The sequence below is a fragment of the Streptomyces sp. TLI_185 genome (genome assembly GCF_003814765.1).
Taxonomy (GTDB): Bacteria; Actinomycetota; Actinomycetes; order Streptomycetales; family Streptomycetaceae; genus Streptomyces.
This window is the reverse complement of record NZ_RKRB01000001.1, coordinates 9,833,692-9,854,167: the sequence shown is the minus strand read 5'-3', so window position 1 is coordinate 9,854,167 and position 20,476 is coordinate 9,833,692. Positions and strand designations below refer to the sequence as shown.

At 70.0% G+C, this 20,476-nt stretch carries 19 protein-coding genes; 8 read left to right on the top strand and 11 right to left on the bottom strand.

Annotated features, from left to right (window positions below; translation table 11 throughout):
- Window positions 1–2: 2 nt before the first annotated feature.
- From EDD92_RS45265 to hypE, 3 genes are read left to right on the top strand one after another with little or no spacing between them, the layout of a single operon-like run.
- Entirely contained in the window at window positions 3–320 is a 318-nt protein-coding gene (locus EDD92_RS45265; RefSeq protein WP_030937812.1) for a HypC/HybG/HupF family hydrogenase formation chaperone, read from the top strand.
- Window positions 317–1,459: a hydrogenase formation protein HypD gene (gene hypD, locus EDD92_RS45260; protein WP_123969649.1), complete on the top strand. Its 1,143-nt coding sequence runs from the start codon at window positions 317–319 to the stop codon at window positions 1,457–1,459. Before EDD92_RS45265 ends, hypD begins: the two co-directional genes overlap by 4 nt.
- Window positions 1,452–2,519: a hydrogenase expression/formation protein HypE gene (hypE, locus tag EDD92_RS45255; protein ID WP_123969648.1), complete on the top strand. Its 1,068-nt coding sequence runs from the start codon at window positions 1,452–1,454 to the stop codon at window positions 2,517–2,519. Before hypD ends, hypE begins: the two co-directional genes overlap by 8 nt.
- A gap of 55 nt (window positions 2,520–2,574) precedes the next feature.
- Here the strand turns inward: hypE and hypA are convergent, their stop codons facing one another.
- The 9 genes from hypA to EDD92_RS45210 all read right to left on the bottom strand — a co-directional run bounded on the left by hypA (window position 2,575) and on the right by EDD92_RS45210 (window position 9,809).
- Window positions 2,575–2,913: a hydrogenase maturation nickel metallochaperone HypA gene (hypA, locus tag EDD92_RS45250; RefSeq protein ID WP_123969647.1), complete on the bottom strand. Its 339-nt coding sequence runs from the start codon at window positions 2,911–2,913 to the stop codon at window positions 2,575–2,577.
- A gap of 7 nt (window positions 2,914–2,920) precedes the next feature.
- Window positions 2,921–3,106, bottom strand: a complete 186-nt coding sequence (locus EDD92_RS45245; protein WP_123969646.1) for a hypothetical protein — start codon at window positions 3,104–3,106, stop codon at window positions 2,921–2,923.
- Window positions 3,107–3,125: 19 nt separating this feature from the next.
- A complete protein-coding gene (locus EDD92_RS45240; RefSeq protein WP_123969645.1) occupies window positions 3,126–3,332 on the bottom strand; it encodes a hypothetical protein in 207 nt (68 codons plus the stop codon).
- Between the two features lie 41 nt (window positions 3,333–3,373).
- On the bottom strand, window positions 3,374–3,970 hold the full coding sequence (locus tag EDD92_RS45235; protein ID WP_123969644.1) for a DUF5947 family protein: 597 nt from the start codon (window positions 3,968–3,970) through the stop codon (window positions 3,374–3,376).
- Window positions 3,967–4,509, bottom strand: a complete 543-nt coding sequence (locus tag EDD92_RS45230; RefSeq protein ID WP_123969643.1) for a NifU family protein — start codon at window positions 4,507–4,509, stop codon at window positions 3,967–3,969. Before EDD92_RS45230 ends, EDD92_RS45235 begins: the two co-directional genes overlap by 4 nt.
- The gene (locus tag EDD92_RS45225; RefSeq protein ID WP_123969642.1) at window positions 4,502–6,295 is read right to left on the bottom strand and encodes a nickel-dependent hydrogenase large subunit; all 1,794 of its coding nucleotides are present in this window, start codon (window positions 6,293–6,295) and stop codon (window positions 4,502–4,504) included. The genes EDD92_RS45230 and EDD92_RS45225 overlap by 8 nt, the downstream gene beginning before the upstream one ends.
- Before the next feature lie 66 nt (window positions 6,296–6,361).
- Window positions 6,362–7,450, bottom strand: coding sequence for a hydrogenase expression protein HypE (locus EDD92_RS45220; RefSeq protein ID WP_030937797.1), 1,089 nt, complete (start codon window positions 7,448–7,450; stop codon window positions 6,362–6,364).
- 1 nt (window position 7,451) lies between these two features.
- Window positions 7,452–8,939: a hypothetical protein gene (locus tag EDD92_RS45215; protein ID WP_123969641.1), complete on the bottom strand. Its 1,488-nt coding sequence runs from the start codon at window positions 8,937–8,939 to the stop codon at window positions 7,452–7,454.
- Window positions 8,940–9,146: 207 nt separating this feature from the next.
- Entirely contained in the window at window positions 9,147–9,809 is a 663-nt protein-coding gene (locus EDD92_RS45210; protein WP_123969640.1) for a TetR/AcrR family transcriptional regulator, read from the bottom strand.
- A 213-nt stretch (window positions 9,810–10,022) separates the two neighbouring features.
- Here EDD92_RS45210 and EDD92_RS45205 point away from each other — a divergent pair, with 213 nt between their 5' ends.
- Window positions 10,023–11,282: a YncE family protein gene (locus EDD92_RS45205; protein ID WP_123969639.1), complete on the top strand. Its 1,260-nt coding sequence runs from the start codon at window positions 10,023–10,025 to the stop codon at window positions 11,280–11,282.
- Between the two features lie 223 nt (window positions 11,283–11,505).
- Here the strand turns inward: EDD92_RS45205 and EDD92_RS45200 are convergent, their stop codons facing one another.
- Together EDD92_RS45200 and EDD92_RS45195 are read right to left on the bottom strand one after the other, a co-directional pair.
- Window positions 11,506–13,362 carry a cellulase family glycosylhydrolase gene (locus tag EDD92_RS45200; RefSeq protein WP_123969638.1) on the bottom strand — a complete coding sequence of 619 codons (1,857 nt, stop codon included), beginning with the start codon at window positions 13,360–13,362 and terminating at the stop codon, window positions 11,506–11,508.
- A 93-nt stretch (window positions 13,363–13,455) separates the two neighbouring features.
- The gene (locus tag EDD92_RS45195; RefSeq protein WP_123969637.1) at window positions 13,456–15,621 is read right to left on the bottom strand and encodes a translation factor GTPase family protein; all 2,166 of its coding nucleotides are present in this window, start codon (window positions 15,619–15,621) and stop codon (window positions 13,456–13,458) included.
- A gap of 227 nt (window positions 15,622–15,848) precedes the next feature.
- On the opposite strand from EDD92_RS45195, the gene EDD92_RS45190 reads away from it, so the two are divergent.
- The 4 genes from EDD92_RS45190 to EDD92_RS45175 are packed head-to-tail and all read left to right on the top strand — an operon-like array spanning window position 15,849 to window position 20,472.
- Entirely contained in the window at window positions 15,849–16,319 is a 471-nt protein-coding gene (locus EDD92_RS45190) for a (2Fe-2S)-binding protein (RefSeq protein WP_123969636.1), read from the top strand.
- The gene (locus EDD92_RS45185; protein ID WP_123969635.1) at window positions 16,316–18,688 is read left to right on the top strand and encodes a xanthine dehydrogenase family protein molybdopterin-binding subunit; all 2,373 of its coding nucleotides are present in this window, start codon (window positions 16,316–16,318) and stop codon (window positions 18,686–18,688) included. The genes EDD92_RS45190 and EDD92_RS45185 overlap by 4 nt, the downstream gene beginning before the upstream one ends.
- Entirely contained in the window at window positions 18,685–19,539 is an 855-nt protein-coding gene (locus EDD92_RS45180; protein WP_123969634.1) for a xanthine dehydrogenase family protein subunit M, read from the top strand. The genes EDD92_RS45185 and EDD92_RS45180 overlap by 4 nt, the downstream gene beginning before the upstream one ends.
- A gap of 6 nt (window positions 19,540–19,545) precedes the next feature.
- A complete protein-coding gene (locus tag EDD92_RS45175) occupies window positions 19,546–20,472 on the top strand; it encodes an AAA family ATPase (RefSeq protein ID WP_399185553.1) in 927 nt (308 codons plus the stop codon).
- Window positions 20,473–20,476 lie beyond the last annotated feature (4 nt).

Sequence of the window (20,476 nt, the reverse complement as noted above, 5' to 3'; positions counted from 1 at the left end):
CCATGTGTTTGGCAGTGCCCGGCAAGGTCGTGGCCATCGACGACAGTGCCGACCCGCTCACCGGGCTGATCGACTTCGGCGGTGTGCAGAAACAGGCGTGTCTGGAGTACGTGTCGGACGTGCGGGTGGGTGAGTACGTCATCGTCCACGTCGGGTTCGCGCTCCAGCGCCTGGACGAGGAATCGGCTCTGGCCTCCCTGCAGCTCTTCGAGGAACTGGGGCTGCTGGAGGAGGAGTTCGGCGACGCCTGGGAGCAGGCGTCGCGGGATGCGGGAGTCGCCGCCGTGACCGAGGAACCCCGAGAGAGCGAGGCCCGGTGAAGTACATCGACGAGTTCAACGATCCCGATCTGGCCCGGCGGCTGCTGGACGAGATCCGCGCCACCGCCACCCGGCCGTGGGCCCTGATGGAGGTGTGCGGGGGGCAGACCCACTCCATCATCCGGCACGGCATCGACCAACTGCTGCCGGAGCAGGTGGAGTTGATCCACGGGCCAGGCTGCCCCGTGTGCGTGACCCCGCTGGAGGTCATCGACAAGGCGCTGGAGATCGCCGCGCGTCCCGGGGTGATCTTCTGCTCCTTCGGCGACATGCTCCGGGTTCCGGGCACGGACCGGGACCTGTTCCGGGTCAAGGGCGAGGGCGGCGACGTACGCGTGGTGTACTCACCGCTGGACGCCCTGGAGCTGGCCCGCCGCAACCCGGACCGCGAGGTGGTCTTCTTCGCCATCGGCTTCGAGACCACGGCCCCCGCCAACGCGATGGCGGTGCACCAGGCGCGCCGCCTGGGGCTGGCCAACTTCAGCCTCCTGGTGTCGCATGTGCGGGTTCCCCCGGCGATCGAGGCCATCATGACGGCCCCCGCATGCCGGGTGCAGGGCTTCCTGGCCGCCGGGCATGTGTGCAGCGTGATGGGCACCGCCGAGTATCCCGAACTGGCCGAGCGGTTCCGGGTGCCGCTCGTGGTGACCGGTTTCGAGCCGCTGGACATCCTCGAGGGCATCCGCCGGGCGGTGCGCCAACTGGAGCGCGGTGAGCACCGGGTGGAGAACGCGTACGCGCGTGCCGTACGCGAGGACGGCAACCCGGCCGCCGTACGCATGATCGAGGAGGTCTTCGAGGTCACCGACCGGAACTGGCGCGGCATCGGGCCCATCCCCCGCAGCGGCTGGCGGCTGACCGAGGCGTTTCGCGCGTACGACGCCGAGCACCGCTTCGACGTCACCGGGATCCGCACCGAGGAGCCCGCCGAGTGCCGTGCCGGCGAGGTGCTCCAGGGACTGATCAAGCCGACCGAGTGCGCTGCGTTCGGCACCACCTGCACCCCGCGCACCCCGCTCGGCGCCACCATGGTCTCCAGCGAGGGCGCCTGCGCGGCCTACTACCTCTACCGCCGGATGAACGCCGCGACGCCGCAGGCCGACCGTGCCGCGCGCGAGGAGATGAACCCCGTTGCCTGAGCTCTCCGAAACCGTCGACCCCGCGGGCTGGACCTGTCCCGCGCCTCTTCGCGACCAGCCGGTGGTGGTGATGGGGCACGGAGGGGGCGGCGCCCTGTCCGCGGAGTTGATGGAGCAGGTCTTCGTCCCCGCCTACGGCAATGCCACCCTCGCCGGGCTCGCCGACTCCGCCGTCCTCGAACTGGGCGGCGCGCGGCTGGCGTTCTCCACCGACTCCTATGTGGTCAGGCCGCTGTTCTTTCCCGGCGGCTGCCTGGGGGACCTCGCGGTCAACGGCACCGTCAACGACCTCGCGATGAGCGGCGCCAGGCCCGCCTACCTGTCCGCCGCCTTCGTACTGGAAGAGGGCGTGGAACTGACCGTGGTGGAACGGATCGCGCGCGCCATGGGCGCGGCGGCCGAGACGGCGGGGGTCGTCGTCGCCACGGGTGACACCAAGGTGGTGGAGTCCGGGCACGGCGACGGTGTGTACGTCACCACCGCCGGTGTGGGGCTCGTTCCCGACGGGGTGGACATCCGTCCCCAGCGTGCGCGGCCCGGTGACGCCGTCATCGTCAGCGGTCCGATCGGTCTCCACGGAGTGGCGATCATGAGCGTCCGGGAGGGCCTGGAGTTCGGCGTCGAGCTCGCCAGCGACACAGCGCCGCTCGCGGACCTGGTGGAGGCCATGCTGGCGGTCACGCCCGACATCCATGTCCTGCGCGACCCCACCCGCGGCGGCCTGGCCGCGTCCCTCAACGAGATCGCCCGCGCCTCCGGAACCGGTGTCCGCCTCCAGGAGCGGGCCATCCCGGTGCCGGACGCCGTCGCCAACGCCTGCGGCTTCCTGGGCCTCGACCCGCTCTACGTCGCCAACGAGGGCCGGCTCGTCGCCTTCGTGCCGCCGGCGGCGGCAGACGAGGTCCTCGCGGCGATGCGCACCCACCCGCAGGGCGCCGGGGCCACGCTGATCGGTGAGTGTGTGGCCGAGCACCCCGGCATGGTCGTGGTCTCCACCGGCCTCGGCGGCACCCGGGTGGTGGACCTGCCGCTCGGCGAGCAGCTGCCGCGGATCTGCTGACCCGGACGTACGAGGCCCCGCCGGACCATCGAGCTCCGGCGGGGCCTCGTGCATGTCACTCGATCCCGGTGATCTCCAGTTCCCGGCCGCTGCGCAGATCGGTGGAGGGCCGGTCGCAGTGCGGGCACCAGAAGAACGGGGGCATGCCCACCGGGAACTCCTCGGCGCACGCGCCGCAGTAGGCCTGCGCGGGGACCGGCTCCACCACGAGCCGGGCCGCGGCGAGGGCGGTGCCGTCGCGGGCCACCTCGAACGCGAAACTCAGTGCGTCGGGTACGACCCCGGCCAGCTCGCCGACCCGGACGGTCACCGCCGAGACGGCGTCCGTGCCGTCCGCCCGGGCGAGCTCGTCGGCCCGCTCGATGATCGCGGTCGCGATCGACAACTCGTGCACGGTCGGCTCACGGGTAGCGGCGGCCTGCGCGCCAGCCGCCGACCAACCGGTAGATCCGAAATTCGCGCCTCAGGCTGGGCCACTCCCGGACGAGGAGCGCCAGGGCGACGGCACCGGCCAGAGCGGCCTCCGCCATCAGCAGCTGCCGTCCCGTGGTCGCGCCCTGCGCGCCGTCTGCTCTTTGGACCTTCATTCCGGCTCCCTGTCGTTCCTCATCCCGGCGGGATGTTCGGCATGACGTCGAGGAGGGCGTCGTGCCGCTTCCAATGGATCCCGGTGGAGCGGCGCGCGTCGGCGGTGCCGTCCTCGTGGTGTCCGGTCTGGTGGCCGTAGGGTCCTGTGTTGCCCTGATGCATGCCGCGCACGTGCCCGGTGGAGTCGGGCTTGGCCTGGCGTCGGCCGACTCTGATGCTGCCCATGGGGTGTTCTCCTTCCTCGTCTCCGCGCCGCGGAGTCGTGGTCATGGCCGCTCGGTGAGGTCGTCGAAGAACCGCTCGACGGCGGGCCAGACCCGGCCGCCGCCGGACAGGCCGCGCCATTCCCGGCGTACGAGGGCGATCATGCGGTAGCAGTCGTCGACCGGCACGATCCAGTGGTGGTCGAGGCCGTGGACGGTGTTCACGAGCAGTGCCTCCACGTCGGGTTCCACGGACGCGAGCTGCGGACAGGCCTCGGTCAGCCGCTGCCAGGCCGTCGCGTCGATCTCCCACCGCATGGCCCCGGCCGGGCTCGGGCCCTCTGCGGTGACCGTGCCGTCGGCCCGGGGCACGAAGAAGACCAGACCGACGGGCACTCCCAGAACCTCAGTGTCCACCCGGGAAAGACGGATCCGCCTGCGGGGAACGAGCCGGTAGTGCCCGTCGCCCGCGCCGCCGTCGGCGAACAGCACCGAGCAGGGGCCGCAGGCGCAGCGCACCTCCTCGGCCGCGGTGTCGTACAGGTGGCGGTGGTCGTCGGGCACCGGCGCTGCGCACAGGTCGCACCGCTCCGTCTCGGTCGGTGGCGTGGGTTCGGCGGAGGAGCGGATGAGGCGGGCGAGCGCTCCGTCCGTGGTCACGGTGTGCCTCGGTGGGTGAGGGTGGTCAGCGGTACGAAGGCCGGAGCCGTGGTCTGTACCGGCTCCACCTCCGTCAGCTCCGGGGCCACGGCGAGCACCGCCTCCCGGACCGCGGCGGTGACGTCGTCCGTGGCCCCGCCGCATCCGGAGCCGCAACCGCCGCCCGCCGTCAGCCGCACGCGTCCCACCTCGCCGTCCGCGCCGGCCCACTCCACGTCGCGGCCGCGCTCCTGTACGGCGGGCCGCAGCCGCTCGACGGCGCGGGCCGCCCGGCGCTCGACGGGTTCCGGGTGGATCTCGTGCAGCACCAGGAGGTGCCCCAACAGCTCGTCGTCGGCGAGGCGTTCGGCCAGCCGCGCGTCCGCGTGGTCCATGACCCGGGCCAGCGCCTCGCCGTAGACCTCGGTCAGCAGCCGTACCGTCTCGACCACGGAGCGGGTGGCGGGTCCGGGTGCGGACTCGAGCTCTTCCAGCAGCTGGTCGAGGCGGGCCAGCCGGGCCTCGACGGCCGGGTCCGCGAGCCGCTCGGCCTCAGCCATGGTTCGCGCCGTACGTCGGCGAGTGCAGGGTGGTCAGCGTCTTGCCCTTGCCGACGTACATGTGCACACCGCACGGCAGACAGGGGTCGAAGCTGCGGACCGTGCGCATGATGTCGACGCCCTTGAAGTCGTCCGGACCGTTCTCCTCGAAGATCGGCTGCCCCTGGACCGCGTCCTCGTAGGGGCCGGGGGTGCCGAACTTGTCGCGGGGGCTGGCGTTCCACGGAGTGGGCGGATACGGGTGGTAGTTGGCGATCTTCCTGTCCTTGATCACCAGGTGGTGGGAGAGGACCCCGCGCACCGCCTCGTGGAAGCCGCAGCCGATGGCCTCGTCGGGCACCTCGAAGTTCTCGAACACCTTGGTGTCGCCGTCGCGGACCAGTCCCATCGCCTCTTCCAGGAACTGCAGGGCCATGGCGGCCGCGTAGGCGACGAAGTAGGGCCGGGCGCGGTCCCGTTCGATGGTGTTGCTCCACTTCGGGATGCGCCACTCCAGGGTCGTCTCCGGCAGCGACTCGCCCTTGGGCAGCGAGATGCGCACGCTGTGGCCGGTGGACTTGATGTACGGGGTGTCGACCAGTCCGCTCAGCGCGGTCGACCAGAGGCGGGCGAGCGGGCCGCCGCCGGTGTCCAGGGCGAGGTGGTCGCCGCTGCGCGCGTCGTACCAGCGCGGGCTCATCACCCAGCTGTACTTGGCGTCGAAGTCGCGCTTCTGCGGCACCGGCACGGTGGTCTGGTTCCACGGGTGGCGCATGTCGACCGGGTTGCCGAGCGGGTCGTGGGTGACGAAGGGCTGCTCGCCCACCCAGTCCTCGTAGTAGGAGCTGCCGAGCATGATCCGCAGGCCGAGGTTGATGTCGACGAGGTTGTTGGTGACCAGTTCGCCGTCGACGACGATGCCCGGGGTGACGTACATCGCCCTGCCCCAGGTGTTCATGTTCTCGTAGCGGTAGTCGACGACGTCGGGGTCCTGGAAGGCGCCCCAGCAGCCCAGCAGGATGCGGCGCCGGCCGACCTCCTCGTAGCCGGGCAGCGCCTCGTAGAAGAAGTCGAAGACGTCGTCGTTCATGGCGACGGCCTTCTTGACGAAGTCGATGACCCGCATGAGCCGGCTGAGGTAGTCGGTGAAGACCGTCGGCTGCGGCAGCGTGCCCACGCCGCCGGGGTACAGCGTGGACGGGTGGACGTGCCGTCCCTCCATCAGGCAGAACATCTCGCGGGTGACCCGGCTGACCTTCAGGGCCTCCTTGTAGACCTCGCCCTCGAAGGGGTTGAAGGCCTTCATGATGTCGGCGATCGTCCGGTAGCCGTGGATGTCCCCGCGGGGGGCGTCGGTGCGCTCGGCGCGGGCCAGCACACCGGGGTTGGTGGCCTTGACCATGGCTTCGCAGAAGTCCACGAACACCAGGTTGTCCTGGAAGATCGTGTGGTCGAACATGTACTCGGCCGCTTCGCCGAGGTTGACGATGTGCTCGGCGAGCCGCGGCGGCTTGACCCCGTAGGCCATCTGCTGGGCGTAGTCGGAGCAGGTGGTGTGGTTGTCGCCGCAGATGCCGCAGATGCGGGAGGTGATGAAGCCCGCGTCGCGCGGGTCCTTGCCCTTCATGAAGACCGAGTAGCCACGGAACAGCGACGACGTGCTGTGGCACTCCACGACCTCCCGGTTGGCGAAGTCGATCTTCGTGTAGATCCCCAGGTTTCCGATGATCCGGGTGATCGGGTCCCAGGACATGTCCACGAGCTGCGGCGGCTTGCGTCCCGTGGGCCGGGCCTCGGTTGTGGTCATTGCTGTTACTGCCCCTTGCTGTCGCTGTTCCGTAGGTCGGTCCGTGGTGGGGTGTGTCAGGCGGGGTCAGGGACGCCAGTGCGGGTCGTAACCGCTGGTCAGCTTCCGTTTGTTGTGGCGCCATCTGGGTTCGTGGTTGACCAGCTCGTTCGTGAAGCCGCGCAGACGGCGGATGACGGCCCCGTACGGCTTGACGATCATCGAGGACAGCGTTCCGCCGGGCGGCTCGTCCATGAACGGCATGAACGCGTCGGGGAAGCCGGGCATCGTGCAGCCGATGCAGATGCCGCCGACGTTCGGGCAGCCGCCGATGCCCGCCATCCAGCCGCGCTTGGGCACGTTGCAGTTGACGACCGGGCCCCAACAGCCCGTCTTCACCAGGCACTTGGGCGAGTTGTAGTCCTTGCCGAAGTTGCCCTGCTCGTAGTACGAGCCGCGGTCGCAGCCCTCGTGGACCGTCTTGCCGAACAGCCACTGCGGACGCAGCATGTGGTCCAGTGGGGGCGGCGGAGCGGATCCGGCCGCGTGGTAGAGGACCCAGATCAGGGTCTCCATGAAGTTCTCGGGCTGGATCGGGCAGCCGGGGACGTTCACCACGGGCAGGCCGCCCTGGGTCCTGAAGTCCCAGCCCAGGTAGTCCGCGAGGCCCATGCAGCCGGTCGGGTTGCCGGCCATGGCGTGAATGCCGCCGAAGGTGGCGCAGGTGCCCGCGGCCACCACCGCCCAGGCTTTGGGGGCCAGTTGGTCGATCCACCAGTTGAGGGTCTGAGGTTCGCCGGTCTCCGGGTCGTTGCCGAAGGACGTCCAGTAGCCCTCGCCCTCGATGATGTTCTGGTTGGGGATCGAGCCCTCGATGACGAGGATGAACGGGGCCAGCTCGCCACGTACGGCCGCCCGGTAGGGAGCGAGGAAGTCCTCGCCGCCCAGGCTCGGGGAGAGCACCTTGTTGACCAGGTTCACCTTCGGCAGGCCCGGGATCAGGCCGAGGACCAGGTCCTCGATGGAGGGCTGGTCGGCGGCCGTCAGGGAGACGGTGTCGCCGTCGCAGCTCATGCCCTCGGAGATCCAGAGGATGTGGATCTCGTCGAAGCCCTGCCGTTCCTCGCCGCGGCCGGGTTCGGCGCTGACCTCGGTGGTGCTGCTGTGCGTTGTCATGTCAACGGCCTCCGCTGGCGGGGGTGTCGGAGTCGGTGGGCTGGAGTGGTTCGAGTTCGTCGGGCCGGAAGTAGTGGAAACGGCCGTACCAGCTGTGCAGTTCGGCCGCGGGATCGTCGTCGAGCGTGACGGCGAGGTGCACGCTGCCGTCCACGTCGTGGAAGACGGCGGCCACCTCTGCGGTCCGTCCGGCCAGGAACATGTCCTGGGCGTCGGCACCCCGGCCCCGTGGCCGAAGCCGTACCCGGCTGCCGCCGCCGACGGGCACGCCGTCGACGAGCACCGTGTCGGTGGAGGGGGCGAGTCCGTCGTCGGCGCCCTCCTGCCACCAGGCGGGGCGTTCGGTGAACGGGGGCGACGGGTTTGCCGGGGCAAGGGAGCGGACTGCGCCGTGCAGCCGTGCGAAGACCTCCGGTGGCATGGTGTCGACCCGGTCGAGGATCGCGGCGGCCCGTGGGTCGGTGGCGCGCGCCTCGCGCTTCTCCTCGTCCGTCAGCAGCATCGTGCGCAGCGTGAGGATCTCGTCGATCTCCGCGGCGTCGTGGAGATCCCCCGGGCTCTCCGGGGCCACCTGTGGATGGTCGGGAAGGATGATCGGCGAGGAGAGGAGGACGTGTCCCGTGGCGTCGGCGCGGGAAGTGGAGGGTTCGCCACCGAGGACGGGGAAGGTGAATTCGTTCCGGCACGTACCTGCATGCGCACGCAGGTCCTCGGGCGGATCGATCAGCGAGACGAACTCGACGCCGTCACCGCCGATGAGGGTGTGGGCGGCGATGAGCGCGCCACCCAGCGCTTTTTCGCGCGTGGCCCGCGGATCCTGCACAGGTCCCGTGTGGGTGGTGCGTACCCGTAGACGGAAGAGGTTCTGCCCCAACCGCTCGGCGCCGACGGTGAGGTCGGCCCGCACCTCCTCGCGGCGTCGCACCACCCGCCCGGCGCCCGAGGGCAGTGCTTCGATGCCCGTCCCGGCCGCCGCCCCCGCCGCAACAGAGCGTTCCCCTTGGAGGAGGTCGTCCAGCGGGACCGCAATGTCCACTTCGCACGGCACGGCCTCGTCGAAGGTCAGATGCACCGTGCCGTCGTCGGTGCGCAGCGACTCGACCTCTCGGAGGCGGCCATGGCCGGTCTCCTCCACCTGCTTGCGCTGCAGCTGGAGGTATCGAAGCCTCACCCGCAAGGTCGCGCCGGGCTGTCGGATCAGCAGGCACTCGGTCTGCTGGTACCAGGAGTCGGCGGAACCGGACACACCGGGGACGACCGGGCCGTCCCGCTCCACCCAGGCCCGTGGGAAGAGCACTCCGAACTGCCAGCGGACGCGGTTCTTGGCGGACGAGCGGCGGTAGGGATACAGGAGGTAGCCCTCGTACAGGACGGCGTCGGCGACGGCGCTCAACTGCTCGAAGCCGTTCCGGGCCCGTTCGGGGGGCAGGTCCGGGGCGTCTCTCGTGGCGGCGGGCGCCATGCCGCCCTCGACCGAACCCTCCGACATCGCGCCTCCTCGTCACCGTGTGCACGCCCATGCCTTCCACCACGGTCACATCGCCCACGCACCCTCGCCTCCTCCGGCGCAGCATCACTGAGCCGTTCGAGGGGTCACTCGGAGTGGTCAGGCAATCCGCGGGGCAGGACATGGGAGTGTCGCCAACCGATCAGCGGCAGAGGTCGTCAGAGGCCCGGCCCGGCCCGGGGGCGTCCCTCAATCGGTCGGTGCCGTCCAGCCCGGCGGACGCAGAATCGCCAGCAGCTGCTGGACCAGTTCGTCGACCACTTCGTCGAGCGTCGCGTTCACCCAGCCGGCGCTCCAGTCGTGCAGCAGCCCGTTGACGCTGCCGATGAAGGCCGTCGCGGCGATGCGGTAGTCGCGGGGCGCGGCCTCTCCTTGGGCGGCGGCCGTGTCCGCCTCGGCGCAGATGAGGTCCACCCAGCGGGAGCGGCGGGCCAGGCGCTGTTCCTCCAGGCGTGCGCTGACGCCGATGATCTCGACGAAGGTGATCCTGATCCGGCGTGGATCGCCGGTGACGTTCCCGGCGTAGGCCCGGAAGATCGCGGTGACGCGCTCGGCGAGCGGGAGACCCCGGGCCTCGGCGAACGCAGTCAGGACGGCCTCCTCGGCCCAGTCGTTGACCTGGAGGTGCAGCGCGGCCAGCACGTCCTCGAGGGTGCGGAACTCCTCGTAGAACTGGCGGGTGGACAGGCCCGCGGCCTCGCTGAGGGCCGCGACCGTGGTGGCGCGGTAGCCGGGGTCGCCGCCGAAGAGTTCGAGCGCGGCGTCGAGGAATCTCCTGCGCCGCTCGGCCTGCCGTTCCGCGGCGGTCTTGCCGCCGTACCGTCCGGTCGGCGCCTTGAGCCTTCCCGCCACTGAACCTCCCTGGTCGCCCGCTCCGCCAATTTTGTCGTGTACGCAGTCTTGTGGAGAAGGGCACCTCTTCCTTACTTTCCAGTAAGTAGGAATCTGAACGAGCTTGTTTTCAGATTCGACCGAGGCATTCCGCTTGGCATGCCCCCGTCACCCCCGCCCTGCACGCGCCAGCTTCCGGCACCCGATGCCCCGCACCCAGAGGAGAGAGCACTCATGCCTGCCTTCAGAACCAGGCACCTTTGCTCCGTAGCCGCCGCCCTCGCCCTGACCGTCAGCGTTCCCGCGACCGCCGTCTCCGCCGCCACCGACTCCTCCACCGCAGCCGCCCTGCGCGAGGTGATGTTCGTCGGCAACAACTGGGACGGCACGGCCGACGTCATCAAGTCCACGGGCGACTTCGCGAAGGTCGGCCGTATCAATGTCATCCCGGACAAGGACCAGCGGATGGCGGAGATCAACGCCAACCCGATCAAGTGGGCCTACTTCATGGCGATCCGCAACAGCGTCGGCGAGGGCCACGACCAGTTCGCCGACGACATGTACTCCACACCGGACGGCAGGTCGGTGGTGGTCTCCCGCCCGAGCTTCGCCGACGTGGTCTCCATCGACCTGGCCACCGGAGCCGTCAACTGGCGATTCCCCGTGGCGGGTTACCGCGCCGACCACATGGCCGTCTCCCCCGACGGCACCCGGGTGGCCGTCTCCGCCTCCACCGCGAACACGGTGCACGTGCTCGACATCAACACGGGCAAACAGCTCGGCTCGTTCGCCACGGGCGACAAGCCGCACGAGAACATCTTCACCAAGGACGGCAGGTACATCTGGAACATGGCCATCGGGGACGTCAACACCTCCCTGGACGACCCGGCCTGGGACTGGACGAAGGGCGACCGGCACATCACGGTCGTGGACGCGACGACGTACAAGCAGGTCAAGACCATCGACATGCGGGACCGGCTGAACGCCATCGGGCTGAAGGACTTCTCGGACGCGGTGCGCCCGGCCGTCTTCTCGCCCGACGAGTCCAAGCTCTACTTCCAGGTGTCCTTCTTCAACGGCTTCCTCGAGTACGACGTCGCCGCCGACAAGATCACCCGGGTGAAGACGCTCCCGAAGAACCCGGCGACCAGCGAGGACCGCACGACCTGGGTCAACGACTCGCGCCACCACGGCATTTCGATGAACCCGGACGGCACCAAGCTCTGCGTCGCGGGCACGATGGACGACTACGCGACGGTCGTCGACCGCGCCACCCTCCAGGAGGGTCCGCTGGTCACCGCGTCCAAGCCCTACTGGGCCACGGTCAGCGGCGACGGCAAGGACTGCATCATCTCCGAGAGCGGCGCCGACCAGGTCACTGCGATCGACTTCGCGACCGGCCAGAAGGTCACGTCCGTGCCGGTCGGGGACCACCCGCAGCGGGTGCGGCTCGGCCATGTGCAGGCCGGCTGGACGGGTCCGTCCACCGGCTGAGCCCTTCGTCGACGGCGCCGGACGACAAGGTCCGGCGCCGTTGACGTGTGGTCCTGTGCCGGTGGCGGCCCGAGATGCGGACGCATCTGCGGCGAACGGTCATGCCGTCGGCCGGTTGCGTGTACGCGTACGGCCGAATGCGGGAGGCGGGCGCAGGACCGTCGCCGAGCCTCGGGCGGGCGCGGCGGAGAAGATCCCCGCCGGGCCCGCCCGGGCCCCCCGCTCAGAAGTGCGCCGCCGCCCAGGCCGCCAGCTCGGCCCTCGCCGCGCTGAGCAGGCTCACCGACGGTGACGTCGCCCCGTTGGTCACCAGCGCGTAGTGCAGGACGCCGGAGTCCGAGTCGGTGAGCAGGAGGCGGCGGCTGCCCGTTCCGCCAGGTTCGGGAGCGGCCGCGACCGGTGTCGAGGTCGCGTACGCAGGCGGGCCGTAGACCGTGCCGAGGTCGGAGACGACCGTGGTCGTCGCGGTCGGGAACGAGGCAGGCAGGTGCAGTTCGGTGGGTGCCGTGCCGCTGCCCGACTTCCACACGAGCAGCCCGTACTGGCCGGAACCGACCAGCTGGGACAGGTTCGGCAGTGAACTCGGCACCGGGTTCCAGGTCAGGGTCGTGGAACCGTCGCGTGAGCGGTCCTCGTAGGTGAAGGCGACCGCCGTTCCGGCCGTCGCACTGGGGTAGACACGGTCGAGGAGACGGGCGTCCTGACGGAGTGTCACCGCACCTGATTCGTCGAGCTTTGCGGAGGAGAGGTCCTCGTCGTTCCAGGCGTCACCCGACGTCCGGACCTTGGCGGGGTTGTCGTTCATCAGCTCGTGGTGGCGGCCGTTGTAGATGTCCCACTGCCACTGGTTGCCGGAGAGGACCGGGCCGGAGGAGGCCGGGTTGGACCACCAGCTGGAGCCCGGCAGGCGGGAGTCGAGGGCCTGGTACATCGCCTTGTCGACGGTGGGAGCCTTGCCCGACACCGATCCGGACAGCGGATGGCCGAACTCGCTGACCACGGCGGCCGTCCCGGCGGCGGACGCCCGGTCGCGGATGGTCCCGAAGTCCGTCGCGTACTGCCCGTCGGACGCGTTGCCCCACATCAGGATCCCGGAGATGGCCTTCTGGTCGTAGAAGTGGGTGTTGAAGACGTAGCGGGGGCCGAGCGTGCCTGCGTCGAGCAGCCCGCCCTCCTGCTTCTGGGAGTCGATGTTGGCGTTCCAGAAGAGGTTCGGTTCGACCAGGGCCGGCTTGGCCTGCCAGCCGGCCGCGTCCATCCGGGCCCGGAACTTCTGATAGAAGGGCCACAGCAGGCTCTGCTCCCAGCTGCGGCTGGTCTGGCCCGAGTCGTAGCCGCCCGCGTAGGGCTCGTTGTAGGGGTCGAAGCCGACGACGCTCGCGAACTCGGCGTCGCTCAGGTGCTGTTCGACGTAGGCCATGGTCTTCTGTGCGGTGTCCAGGAAGGAGTCCTGGAGGCCGTGATTGTTGTGCCAGAAGTCGTACTGCGCCTTCGTCACGGCCTGGTTCTGGGTGATGTTCTGGCCCCAGAAGAGGCAGATCCCGCACGACTCCTGAGGGTAACCGCCCAGCGCCACGGCCCACTTGGGTGCGCCGTCGCCCGTGTACCAGCTGCCCGAGTTGAAGAGGTAGCGGGAGTAGAGGTCCTGGTGGAAGTCCGGGTAGACGCGGATGCCGGCGTCGAGGAAGGCCTCCATCTGCGCGGTGGCGGCGGCCAGGTAGGCGGTGTCGACCGTGCCGCGGGTGGGTTCGGCGTGCGCCCAGGACAGCAGGAAGCGGACCGAGTTGCCGCCGCCGAGGGCGCGCAACGCGGTCGCCGATTTCCTGGCGTCGGCGACCGAGGCGAAGGGCAGGCCGCTGTTCTCCTCCAGCTTGGTCTCGCCGGAGACGTTGTAGCCGCGCAGCACGACCTCGCGGCCATTGCCGTCGACGAATCTGCCGTTCTGCACGGTCAGGGGCGATGCGTCGAACCAGAGGGAGTCGGGAGGGGTCGCGGCGGTGGCGGACGGCGTGCCCGCCACCGTCAGAGATCCGAAGAGGACAACCAGCACAAGGAGCAGACGTGTCCGGATATTCGGCATGTCCACTACAGTCCGGTGATTTCCGGACACCGTCAATACTTCTGACTCTTGAGTAAGTTTCAGGATTTTGAGGAGCGTTCCTTCTCAGCCACCTCAACTCCCCACTCGACGCGTCACGTTCAACAGGTACTCCTTGCGGTTGAGGGGGTTGTGGTCAGTGCGCGGACGTTCGGGAACCGTTCCGTAAGTGATCGGTGCGTAGTGGTCGAAGGCGCTCTCCCACTCGCCCTCGCCCCGCGTGAGTCCGGGCAGCCGCTGTTCGAGTTCGTGCACCCGGCCGGCCGGGACCGCCCCCTCCAGGACGCAGGCGGCGCCGCGCGTCTCGGTCGTCTGCGGCACGGCACGCAGGGCGGCCAGCACCGGCAGCAGGGCGCCGAGGGTGTCGGCCGGAGCTTCGAGGCGGAAGCGGTGCATCGGCTCGTGCACCCGGGTGCCCGCCCTGCGCAGCGCCTCGACCAGGACCAGCGGGGTCAGGCCGCGGAAGTCGTAGCCGGTGCTGGACATGCTCTTGTCGAAGCCCTGGTGGGCGTGGCTCTGCCGGGGCGAGTAGCCGGAGTGGGTCATGGTGACCGTGCAGTCGGTGACCTGCCAGCCGTGCAGGCCCTGCCCGAGGGTTTCGCGGACGGTGTCCTCGACGGCCTTGAAGAAGGCGTACGGCATGGCGCCGAGCTCCACCTCCAGCCGGAACTGCACGCCCGAGCCGGGCGGCGCGGGGTCGACGCGCAGACCGACGGTGGCCAGGAACGGGTTCTGGTCCTTCTTGTTGAACTCGACTGCCGCTCCCGGGCCGGACGGCCGCTCGATGCAGATGACCGTGGTCTCCCGGAAGGTGACGTCGAGCCCGAACTCCTCGGCGAGCGTGGCCTGAACGACCTCCTTCTGCACCTCGCCGTAGAGGGACACGGAGGTCTCCTGGCGCACCTCGTCGTGGCGCAGGTCGATCAGCGGGTCCTGTTCGGCGAGCTGGGTGAGCGCGAGATGGAGCTTCCGGGTGTCCACGCCCGAGCCCGGGACGACCACCGCCTCCAGCGTGGGCGGGGCGAAGAAGTGCTCGTAGGCCGTGCGCGGCTCACCGAGGGCGTCACCGATCCTGATGTCGGTCAGACCCCACAGCCTGGCGATCCGTCCGGCGGGGACGGCGTCCGCCCGGACGTCGGTGCCGTGGTCGAAGACGCTGATCGCGGTGATCCTTCCCTCCGTGCGGGTCTCACCGAAGGGAATCCGGTCGCGGGTACGCAGGGTGCCGGAGAACATGCGCGCGTACGCCACCTTCTCCCCCGCCGGGCCGCGCTCGACCTTGAAGACGGTGCCGGAGACCGGTCCCTCGGGGTCGCCGTCGGCCGGAGGCAGCAGCTCTTTGATGCCGGTGATCAGGGCGTTCACGCCTGCGCCGGTGATGGCTGAGCCGAAGTGGACGGGGTGGACGAGGGCCTGGCGGGTTTGGGTGGTGAGGGCCGCGTGGAGGGCGGCATGTGACATACCACTGTCAGTGGCATATGACATGGCACCGTGAGTGGCATGTGACATTTCACCGTAAGTGCTATGTGACATTCCACCGTGAGTGCTGTGTGACATTCCACCGCGAACCGTCTGTGCCGTAGCACCGCGAGCCGTCTGTGCCGTAGCACCGTTGGTCGCATGTGACATAGCACTGCTGCCGCCAAGCGACGCGTCCCTGCCCTCCACATAGGCGGCGAGCAGCTCGTCGTCATGGTCCGCGAGAACGTCGAGCGCCGTCGCAGCGAGCCCCGGCACGAAGTGGGCATCGGGCGTGCCGAGCCCGCCGACCGTCCCCATCGGCACGATCGCCGGCGTGAGCCGCTCGGAGATCTCCCGCAGTACGCCGTCGTATCGGGCCCCGCGCCGGTCGATCTTGTTGACGAACAGGAGGGTCGGGATGCGCAGCCGCTGCAGCGTCCGCATCAGGACGCGGGTCTGCGCCTGGACGCCCTCGACGGCCGAGACGACGAGGACGGCGCCGTCGAGCACTCCGAGCACCCGCTCCACCTCGGCGATGAAGTCCGGGTGGCCGGGGGTGTCGATGAGGTTGACCGTCACGTCGTCGATCGCGAACGAGACGACGGCGGACTTGATGGTGATGCCGCGCTGCCGCTCCAGCGCGAGGGTGTCGGTGCGGGTGTTCCCGTCGTCGACACGGCCGGGCTCGTCGATCACGCCGACCGAGTGCAGCAGCCGCTCGGTCAGGCTGGTCTTACCTGCGTCGACGTGCGCGAGGATGCCAAGGTTGAGCAAGTGCACGAAGCGTCATGTCCTTCGAAGAGGGGGTCATTCCTTCCTGGGCGGACATGAACGGTGCGCGCATTGCTTCTCCTGGGCGGTGCGATGACAAGACACGTGAAGTGCAGCAGCACCGGCGCCACGACGGCAACGGATTAACGCTCAACCAATGGCGCCTCTGCCCTCGCCCCCTCCCGCAACCGGTCATAGAGTGACGTACATCACGTCCCATGATCCTGGGAGGGCACATGACCCACGTCTCGGTGAAGGTGGACGGCACGACGTACGAGGACGACGTGGAACCCCGTCTCCTCCTGGTCCACTACCTGCGCGACCGCCTCGGTCTGACCGGCACCCCCATCGGCTGCGACACCTCGAACTGCGGGGCCTGCACGGTCGAGCTGGACGGCGTCAGCGTCAAGAGCTGCTCCGTGCTCGCCGTCCAGGCGGACGGAGGTGAGGTGGCGACGGTCGAGGGGCTGGCCCAGGACGGGGAGCTTTCCGCCCTCCAGCGCGCCTTCCACGAGAAGCACGCCCTGCAGTGCGGCTACTGCACCCCGGGGATGCTGATGGCCGCCCGCGATCTGCTGCGCGAGCACCCGCACCCCACCTCGGACGAGATCCGGCACGCCCTCGAAGGCAACCTGTGCCGCTGCACCGGCTACCAGAACATCGTGCGGGCCGTCCAGGCCGCCTCCGAACAGGAGGTCCCGGCATGACCGACCAGGCCGTTCAAGGCGAGGTCGGGCGCGCCCGGCCCCGCAAGGAGGACGCCCGCCTGATCACCGGGCAGACCAACTGGACCGACAACATCAGCGTCAACGGACTGCTCCATATGGCGATCCTGCGCAGCCCGATGGCGCACGCCCGCATCGAGCGCATCGACGTCTCACCGGCTCTGGAACGCCCCGGTGTCATCGCCGCGTTCAGCGGCAGCGACCTCGCGGACGGACTGGGCTCCCTCCCCTGCGCCTGGCCGGTGACCGAGGACATCGTGCTGCCCGACCACCCGCCGATCGCCGTCGACGAGGTGCGGTACGCGGGCGACCCGGTGGCGGTGGTGGTGGCCCGCGACCGCTACGCGGCCGCCGACGCCCTGGAGGCCGTCGAGGTCGACTACGAGCCGCTGCCCCCCGTGCTGGACCTGGAGGCCGCGCTCGCCGACGACTCCCCGCTGGTCCACTCTGACAAGGGCACCAACCGCTGCTACGTCTGGCCAATGAAGACCGGCGAGGACTTCGACTCCGTACGGCAGCGCGCCGACGTGACGGTCAAGCGCCGGTACCACCAGCAGCGGCTGATCCCGAACGCGATGGAACCGCGCGCGGTCGTGGTCACCCCACTGGCTGCGTCCGGCGAGTACACGCTGTACTCGGCCACGCAGATCCCGCACATCCTGCGGGTCATGATGGCGGTGGTCACCGGCATCCCCGAGCACAAGATCCGGGTGGTCGCCCCCGACGTGGGCGGCGGCTTCGGCTCCAAGCTCCAGGTGTACGGCGAGGAGGCCCTCGCACTCGCGGTCGCCCGGCGGATCGGCCGGCCGGTGAAGTGGACCGAGTCCCGCTCCGAGGGCTATCTGGCCACCCACCACGGCCGTGGCATGATCCAGGACGTCGAGATCGCCGCGAACCGGGACGGCAAGCTGCTCGGCCTCAAGGTCGACCTGCTGACCGACATGGGCGCGTACCTGATGCTCGTCACGCCGGGCATCCCGATTCTGGGTGCCTTCATGTACCCGGCGATCTACAAGATGGACTCCTACGACTTCACCTGCACCGGCGTCTTCACCACCCGGACGCCCACCGACGCCTACCGCGGCGCCGGACGTCCGGAGGCGACGTTCGCCATCGAGCGGATCATGGACGAGCTGGCGGCCGAACTCGGCCTGGATCCGGTGGAGTTGCGGCGCCGCAACTGGATCGGACACGAGGAGTTCCCGTACACGTCGATCGCGGGTCTGACCTACGACAGCGGCAACTACGAGGCCGCGACGGCGAAGGCGCTCGAGCTGTTCGACTATGACAAGCTCCGCGCCGAGCAGGCGGACCGCATCGAGCACGGGGACACCGTAAGGCTCGGCATCGGCGTGTCGACGTACACCGAGATGTGCGGGCTGGCGCCCAGCCGGGTGCTGCGGGATCTGCGGTATGCGGCCGGCGGCTGGGAGGCGGCGACGATCAGGATGCTGCCGACCGGCAAGGTCGAGGTGGTCACCGGCACCAGTCCGCACGGACAGGGCCATGTGACCTGCTGGAGCCAGATCGCCGCGGATGTGCTGGGCGTGCCGTTCGAGGACGTCGAAGTGGTGCACGGCGACACCAAGGCCGCCCCGCAGGGCATGGACACCTACGGGTCGCGGTCGCTCGTCGTGGGCGGGACAGCCGTCCACCACGCCGCGCAGAAGGTGGTCGACAAGGCCCGGAAAGTGGCTGCCCACCTGCTCGAAGCCAGCGAGAACGACCTGGAGTTCACGGGCGGCGTGTTCTCCGTGAAGGGCTCCCCGGACGCCCGCAAGACGATCCAGGAGGTCGCCTTCGAGACGTTCTCCTCGCACGACCTGCCCGACGGCATGGAGCCCACCATCAACGCCGAGCATCTGATCGACCCGGACAACTTCTCCTACCCGCACGGCACCCACCTGTGCGCGGTCGAGGTCGACACCGAGACGGGGCAGACGCGCATCCGCTCCTACGTCTCGGTCGACGACGTCGGCAAGGTCGTCAACCCGATGATCGTCGAGGGGCAGGTGCACGGCGGTATCGCGCAGGGCATCGCGCAGGCGCTGTACGAGGAGGCCGTGTACGACGACGAGGGCAACCTGGTCTCCGGCACCATGGCCGACTACCTCGTGCCGTCCGCGCCGGACCTGCCCGACTTCGTGACCGAGCGGACGGAGACGCCGGCCACCTCGAACCCCTTGGGTGTCAAGGGTGTCGGCGAGGCGGGCACGATCGCGTCCACGCCCGCCGTCGTCAACGCGATCGTGGACGCGCTGCGGCCCCTGGGGGTCCAGGACGTCCGCATGCCCTGTACACCCGAGCGGGTCTGGCGTGCAGTTCAGTCCGGGAAGGAGGCCTCGGCATGATTCCTCCGGCATTCGACTACACCCGGCCGGCAAGCGTCGAGGAGGCGGTACGCGCGCTCGCCGACGCCGGGGAGGAGGCGAAGGTGCTGGCCGGCGGGCAGAGCCTGCTGCCGCTGCTGAGGCTGCGGCTGGCCTTCCCGGAGCTGGTCGTGGACGTCGGCCGCATCCCCGAGCTGCGCGGGGTGCGCGAGGACGGCGACACACTCGTCATCGGCGCCATGACCACGCACCACGACGTCATCCACGATCCGCTGGTCCGCCGGCACGCGGGCCTGCTGGCCTCCGCCACGGCGACCGTCGCGGATCCCGCCGTACGCCATCGAGGCACCCTGGGCGGTTCCCTCGCGCACGCCGACCCGGCCGGCGATCTGCCCGCGGTGGTCCTGGCCCTGAACGGCGAACTCGTGGCGCAGGGGCCGCGAGGGCGGCGCACACTGCCCGCGAGTGACTTCTTCGTCGACTATCTGCAGTCGGCGCTCGAACCCGACGAGCTCCTGGTGGAGGTGCGGGTGCCGAAGGCGGACGGCTGGGGCTTCCACTACGAGAAGTTCCACCAGGTGGCGCAGTCCTGGGCGACGGTCGGCGTGGCCGCACTGGTGCGGCGCGACGACGGGCACATCGCCGAGGCGCGGATCGGCCTGACCAACATGGGCTCGACGCCGCTGCGCGCCTCGGCGACCGAGGACGCCCTGTCCGGTGCCGGTGACGCGGAGGCCGTGGCGCAGGCCGCCGGGTCCGCAGCCGAGGGGACCCGGCCCTCGCAGGACATCGCGGCCTCGCCCGAGTACCGCGAGCACCTGGCGCGGGTGCTCACCAGGCGTGCGGTGCTGGCCGCCGCCGGAATGGGGTGAGGACCGATCACGCACCAGCAGGACCCGATCGCGGACAGGCTCGACCCGGCCGGGGACATCGACGGCCCGGAGCAGGTGCGGGCCCGCCTGGAGGAGACGGGGTACCTCGTCGACGACGGGCTGGCGACCGCCTGCTTCCTGGCCCTGCGGCTGCACCGGCCGATCTTCTGCGAGGGCGACGCGGGCGTCGGCAAGACGGCGCTCGCGTCCGCGCTGGCCGAGGCGCTGGACGCACCGCTGATCCGGTTGCAGTGCCACGAGGGGATCGATGCCTCGCAGGCGCTGTACGACTGGGACTTCCCGCGTCAGCTGCTGCACCTGCGAGCCGCGGAGGCGGCCGGCGTCAGGGACGCCGACCGCCTCGAGGGCGAGCTGTACGACCGTCGCTTCCTGGTCGCCCGGCCGCTGCTCAAGGCGCTGGAGACGCAGCCGTCGGTGCTGCTGGTGGACGAGATCGACCGTGCCGACGACGAGTTCGAGGCGTTCCTGCTGGAGCTGCTGTCGGAGTTCTCGGTCACGATCCCGGAGCTGGGGACGCTACGGGCCGAGGTGCCGCCCGTGGTGGTGCTGACCTCGAACCGCACTCGCGAGGTGCACGACGCGCTGAAGCGGCGGTGCCTGTACCACTGGTTCGACCACCCGGGCTTCGCCCGCGAACTGGCCATCGTACGGCGGCGGTTGCCGGCCGTCTCCGCTCGGCTGGCGGAGCAGGTGACCGCGCTGGTGCAGGCGCTGCGGTCGCAGGACCTGCTGAAACCGCCGGGTGTCGCAGAGACGATCGACTGGGCCCAGGCACTGGACGCCCTGGGCGCAAACGAGGTGGACGCGGAGCTGGCCGTGGCGACTTTGGGCTCCGTACTCAAGTACCGGGAGGACACGGATCGAGCCCGCGGGCTCGATCTGGCGGCGGTCCTCGCGGCCCGGGGGGTGTGAGCAG

Coding starts and splice junctions, on each gene's coding strand:
- EDD92_RS45265 (WP_030937812.1), top strand. CDS start 3: ATGTGTTTGGCAGTGCCCGGCAAGGTCGTGGCCATCGACGACAGTGCC.
- EDD92_RS45245 (WP_123969646.1), bottom strand. CDS start 3,106: ATGAAGGTCCAAAGAGCAGACGGCGCGCAGGGCGCGACCACGGGACGG.
- EDD92_RS45240 (WP_123969645.1), bottom strand. CDS start 3,332: ATGGGCAGCATCAGAGTCGGCCGACGCCAGGCCAAGCCCGACTCCACC.
- EDD92_RS45230 (WP_123969643.1), bottom strand. CDS start 4,509: ATGGCTGAGGCCGAGCGGCTCGCGGACCCGGCCGTCGAGGCCCGGCTG.
- EDD92_RS45225 (WP_123969642.1), bottom strand. CDS start 6,295: ATGACCACAACCGAGGCCCGGCCCACGGGACGCAAGCCGCCGCAGCTC.
- EDD92_RS45220 (WP_030937797.1), bottom strand. CDS start 7,450: ATGACAACGCACAGCAGCACCACCGAGGTCAGCGCCGAACCCGGCCGC.
- EDD92_RS45215 (WP_123969641.1), bottom strand. CDS start 8,939: ATGTCGGAGGGTTCGGTCGAGGGCGGCATGGCGCCCGCCGCCACGAGA.
- EDD92_RS45205 (WP_123969639.1), top strand. CDS start 10,023: ATGCCTGCCTTCAGAACCAGGCACCTTTGCTCCGTAGCCGCCGCCCTC.
- EDD92_RS45200 (WP_123969638.1), bottom strand. CDS start 13,362: ATGCCGAATATCCGGACACGTCTGCTCCTTGTGCTGGTTGTCCTCTTC.
- EDD92_RS45190 (WP_123969636.1), top strand. CDS start 15,849: ATGACCCACGTCTCGGTGAAGGTGGACGGCACGACGTACGAGGACGAC.
- EDD92_RS45185 (WP_123969635.1), top strand. CDS start 16,316: ATGACCGACCAGGCCGTTCAAGGCGAGGTCGGGCGCGCCCGGCCCCGC.
- EDD92_RS45180 (WP_123969634.1), top strand. CDS start 18,685: ATGATTCCTCCGGCATTCGACTACACCCGGCCGGCAAGCGTCGAGGAG.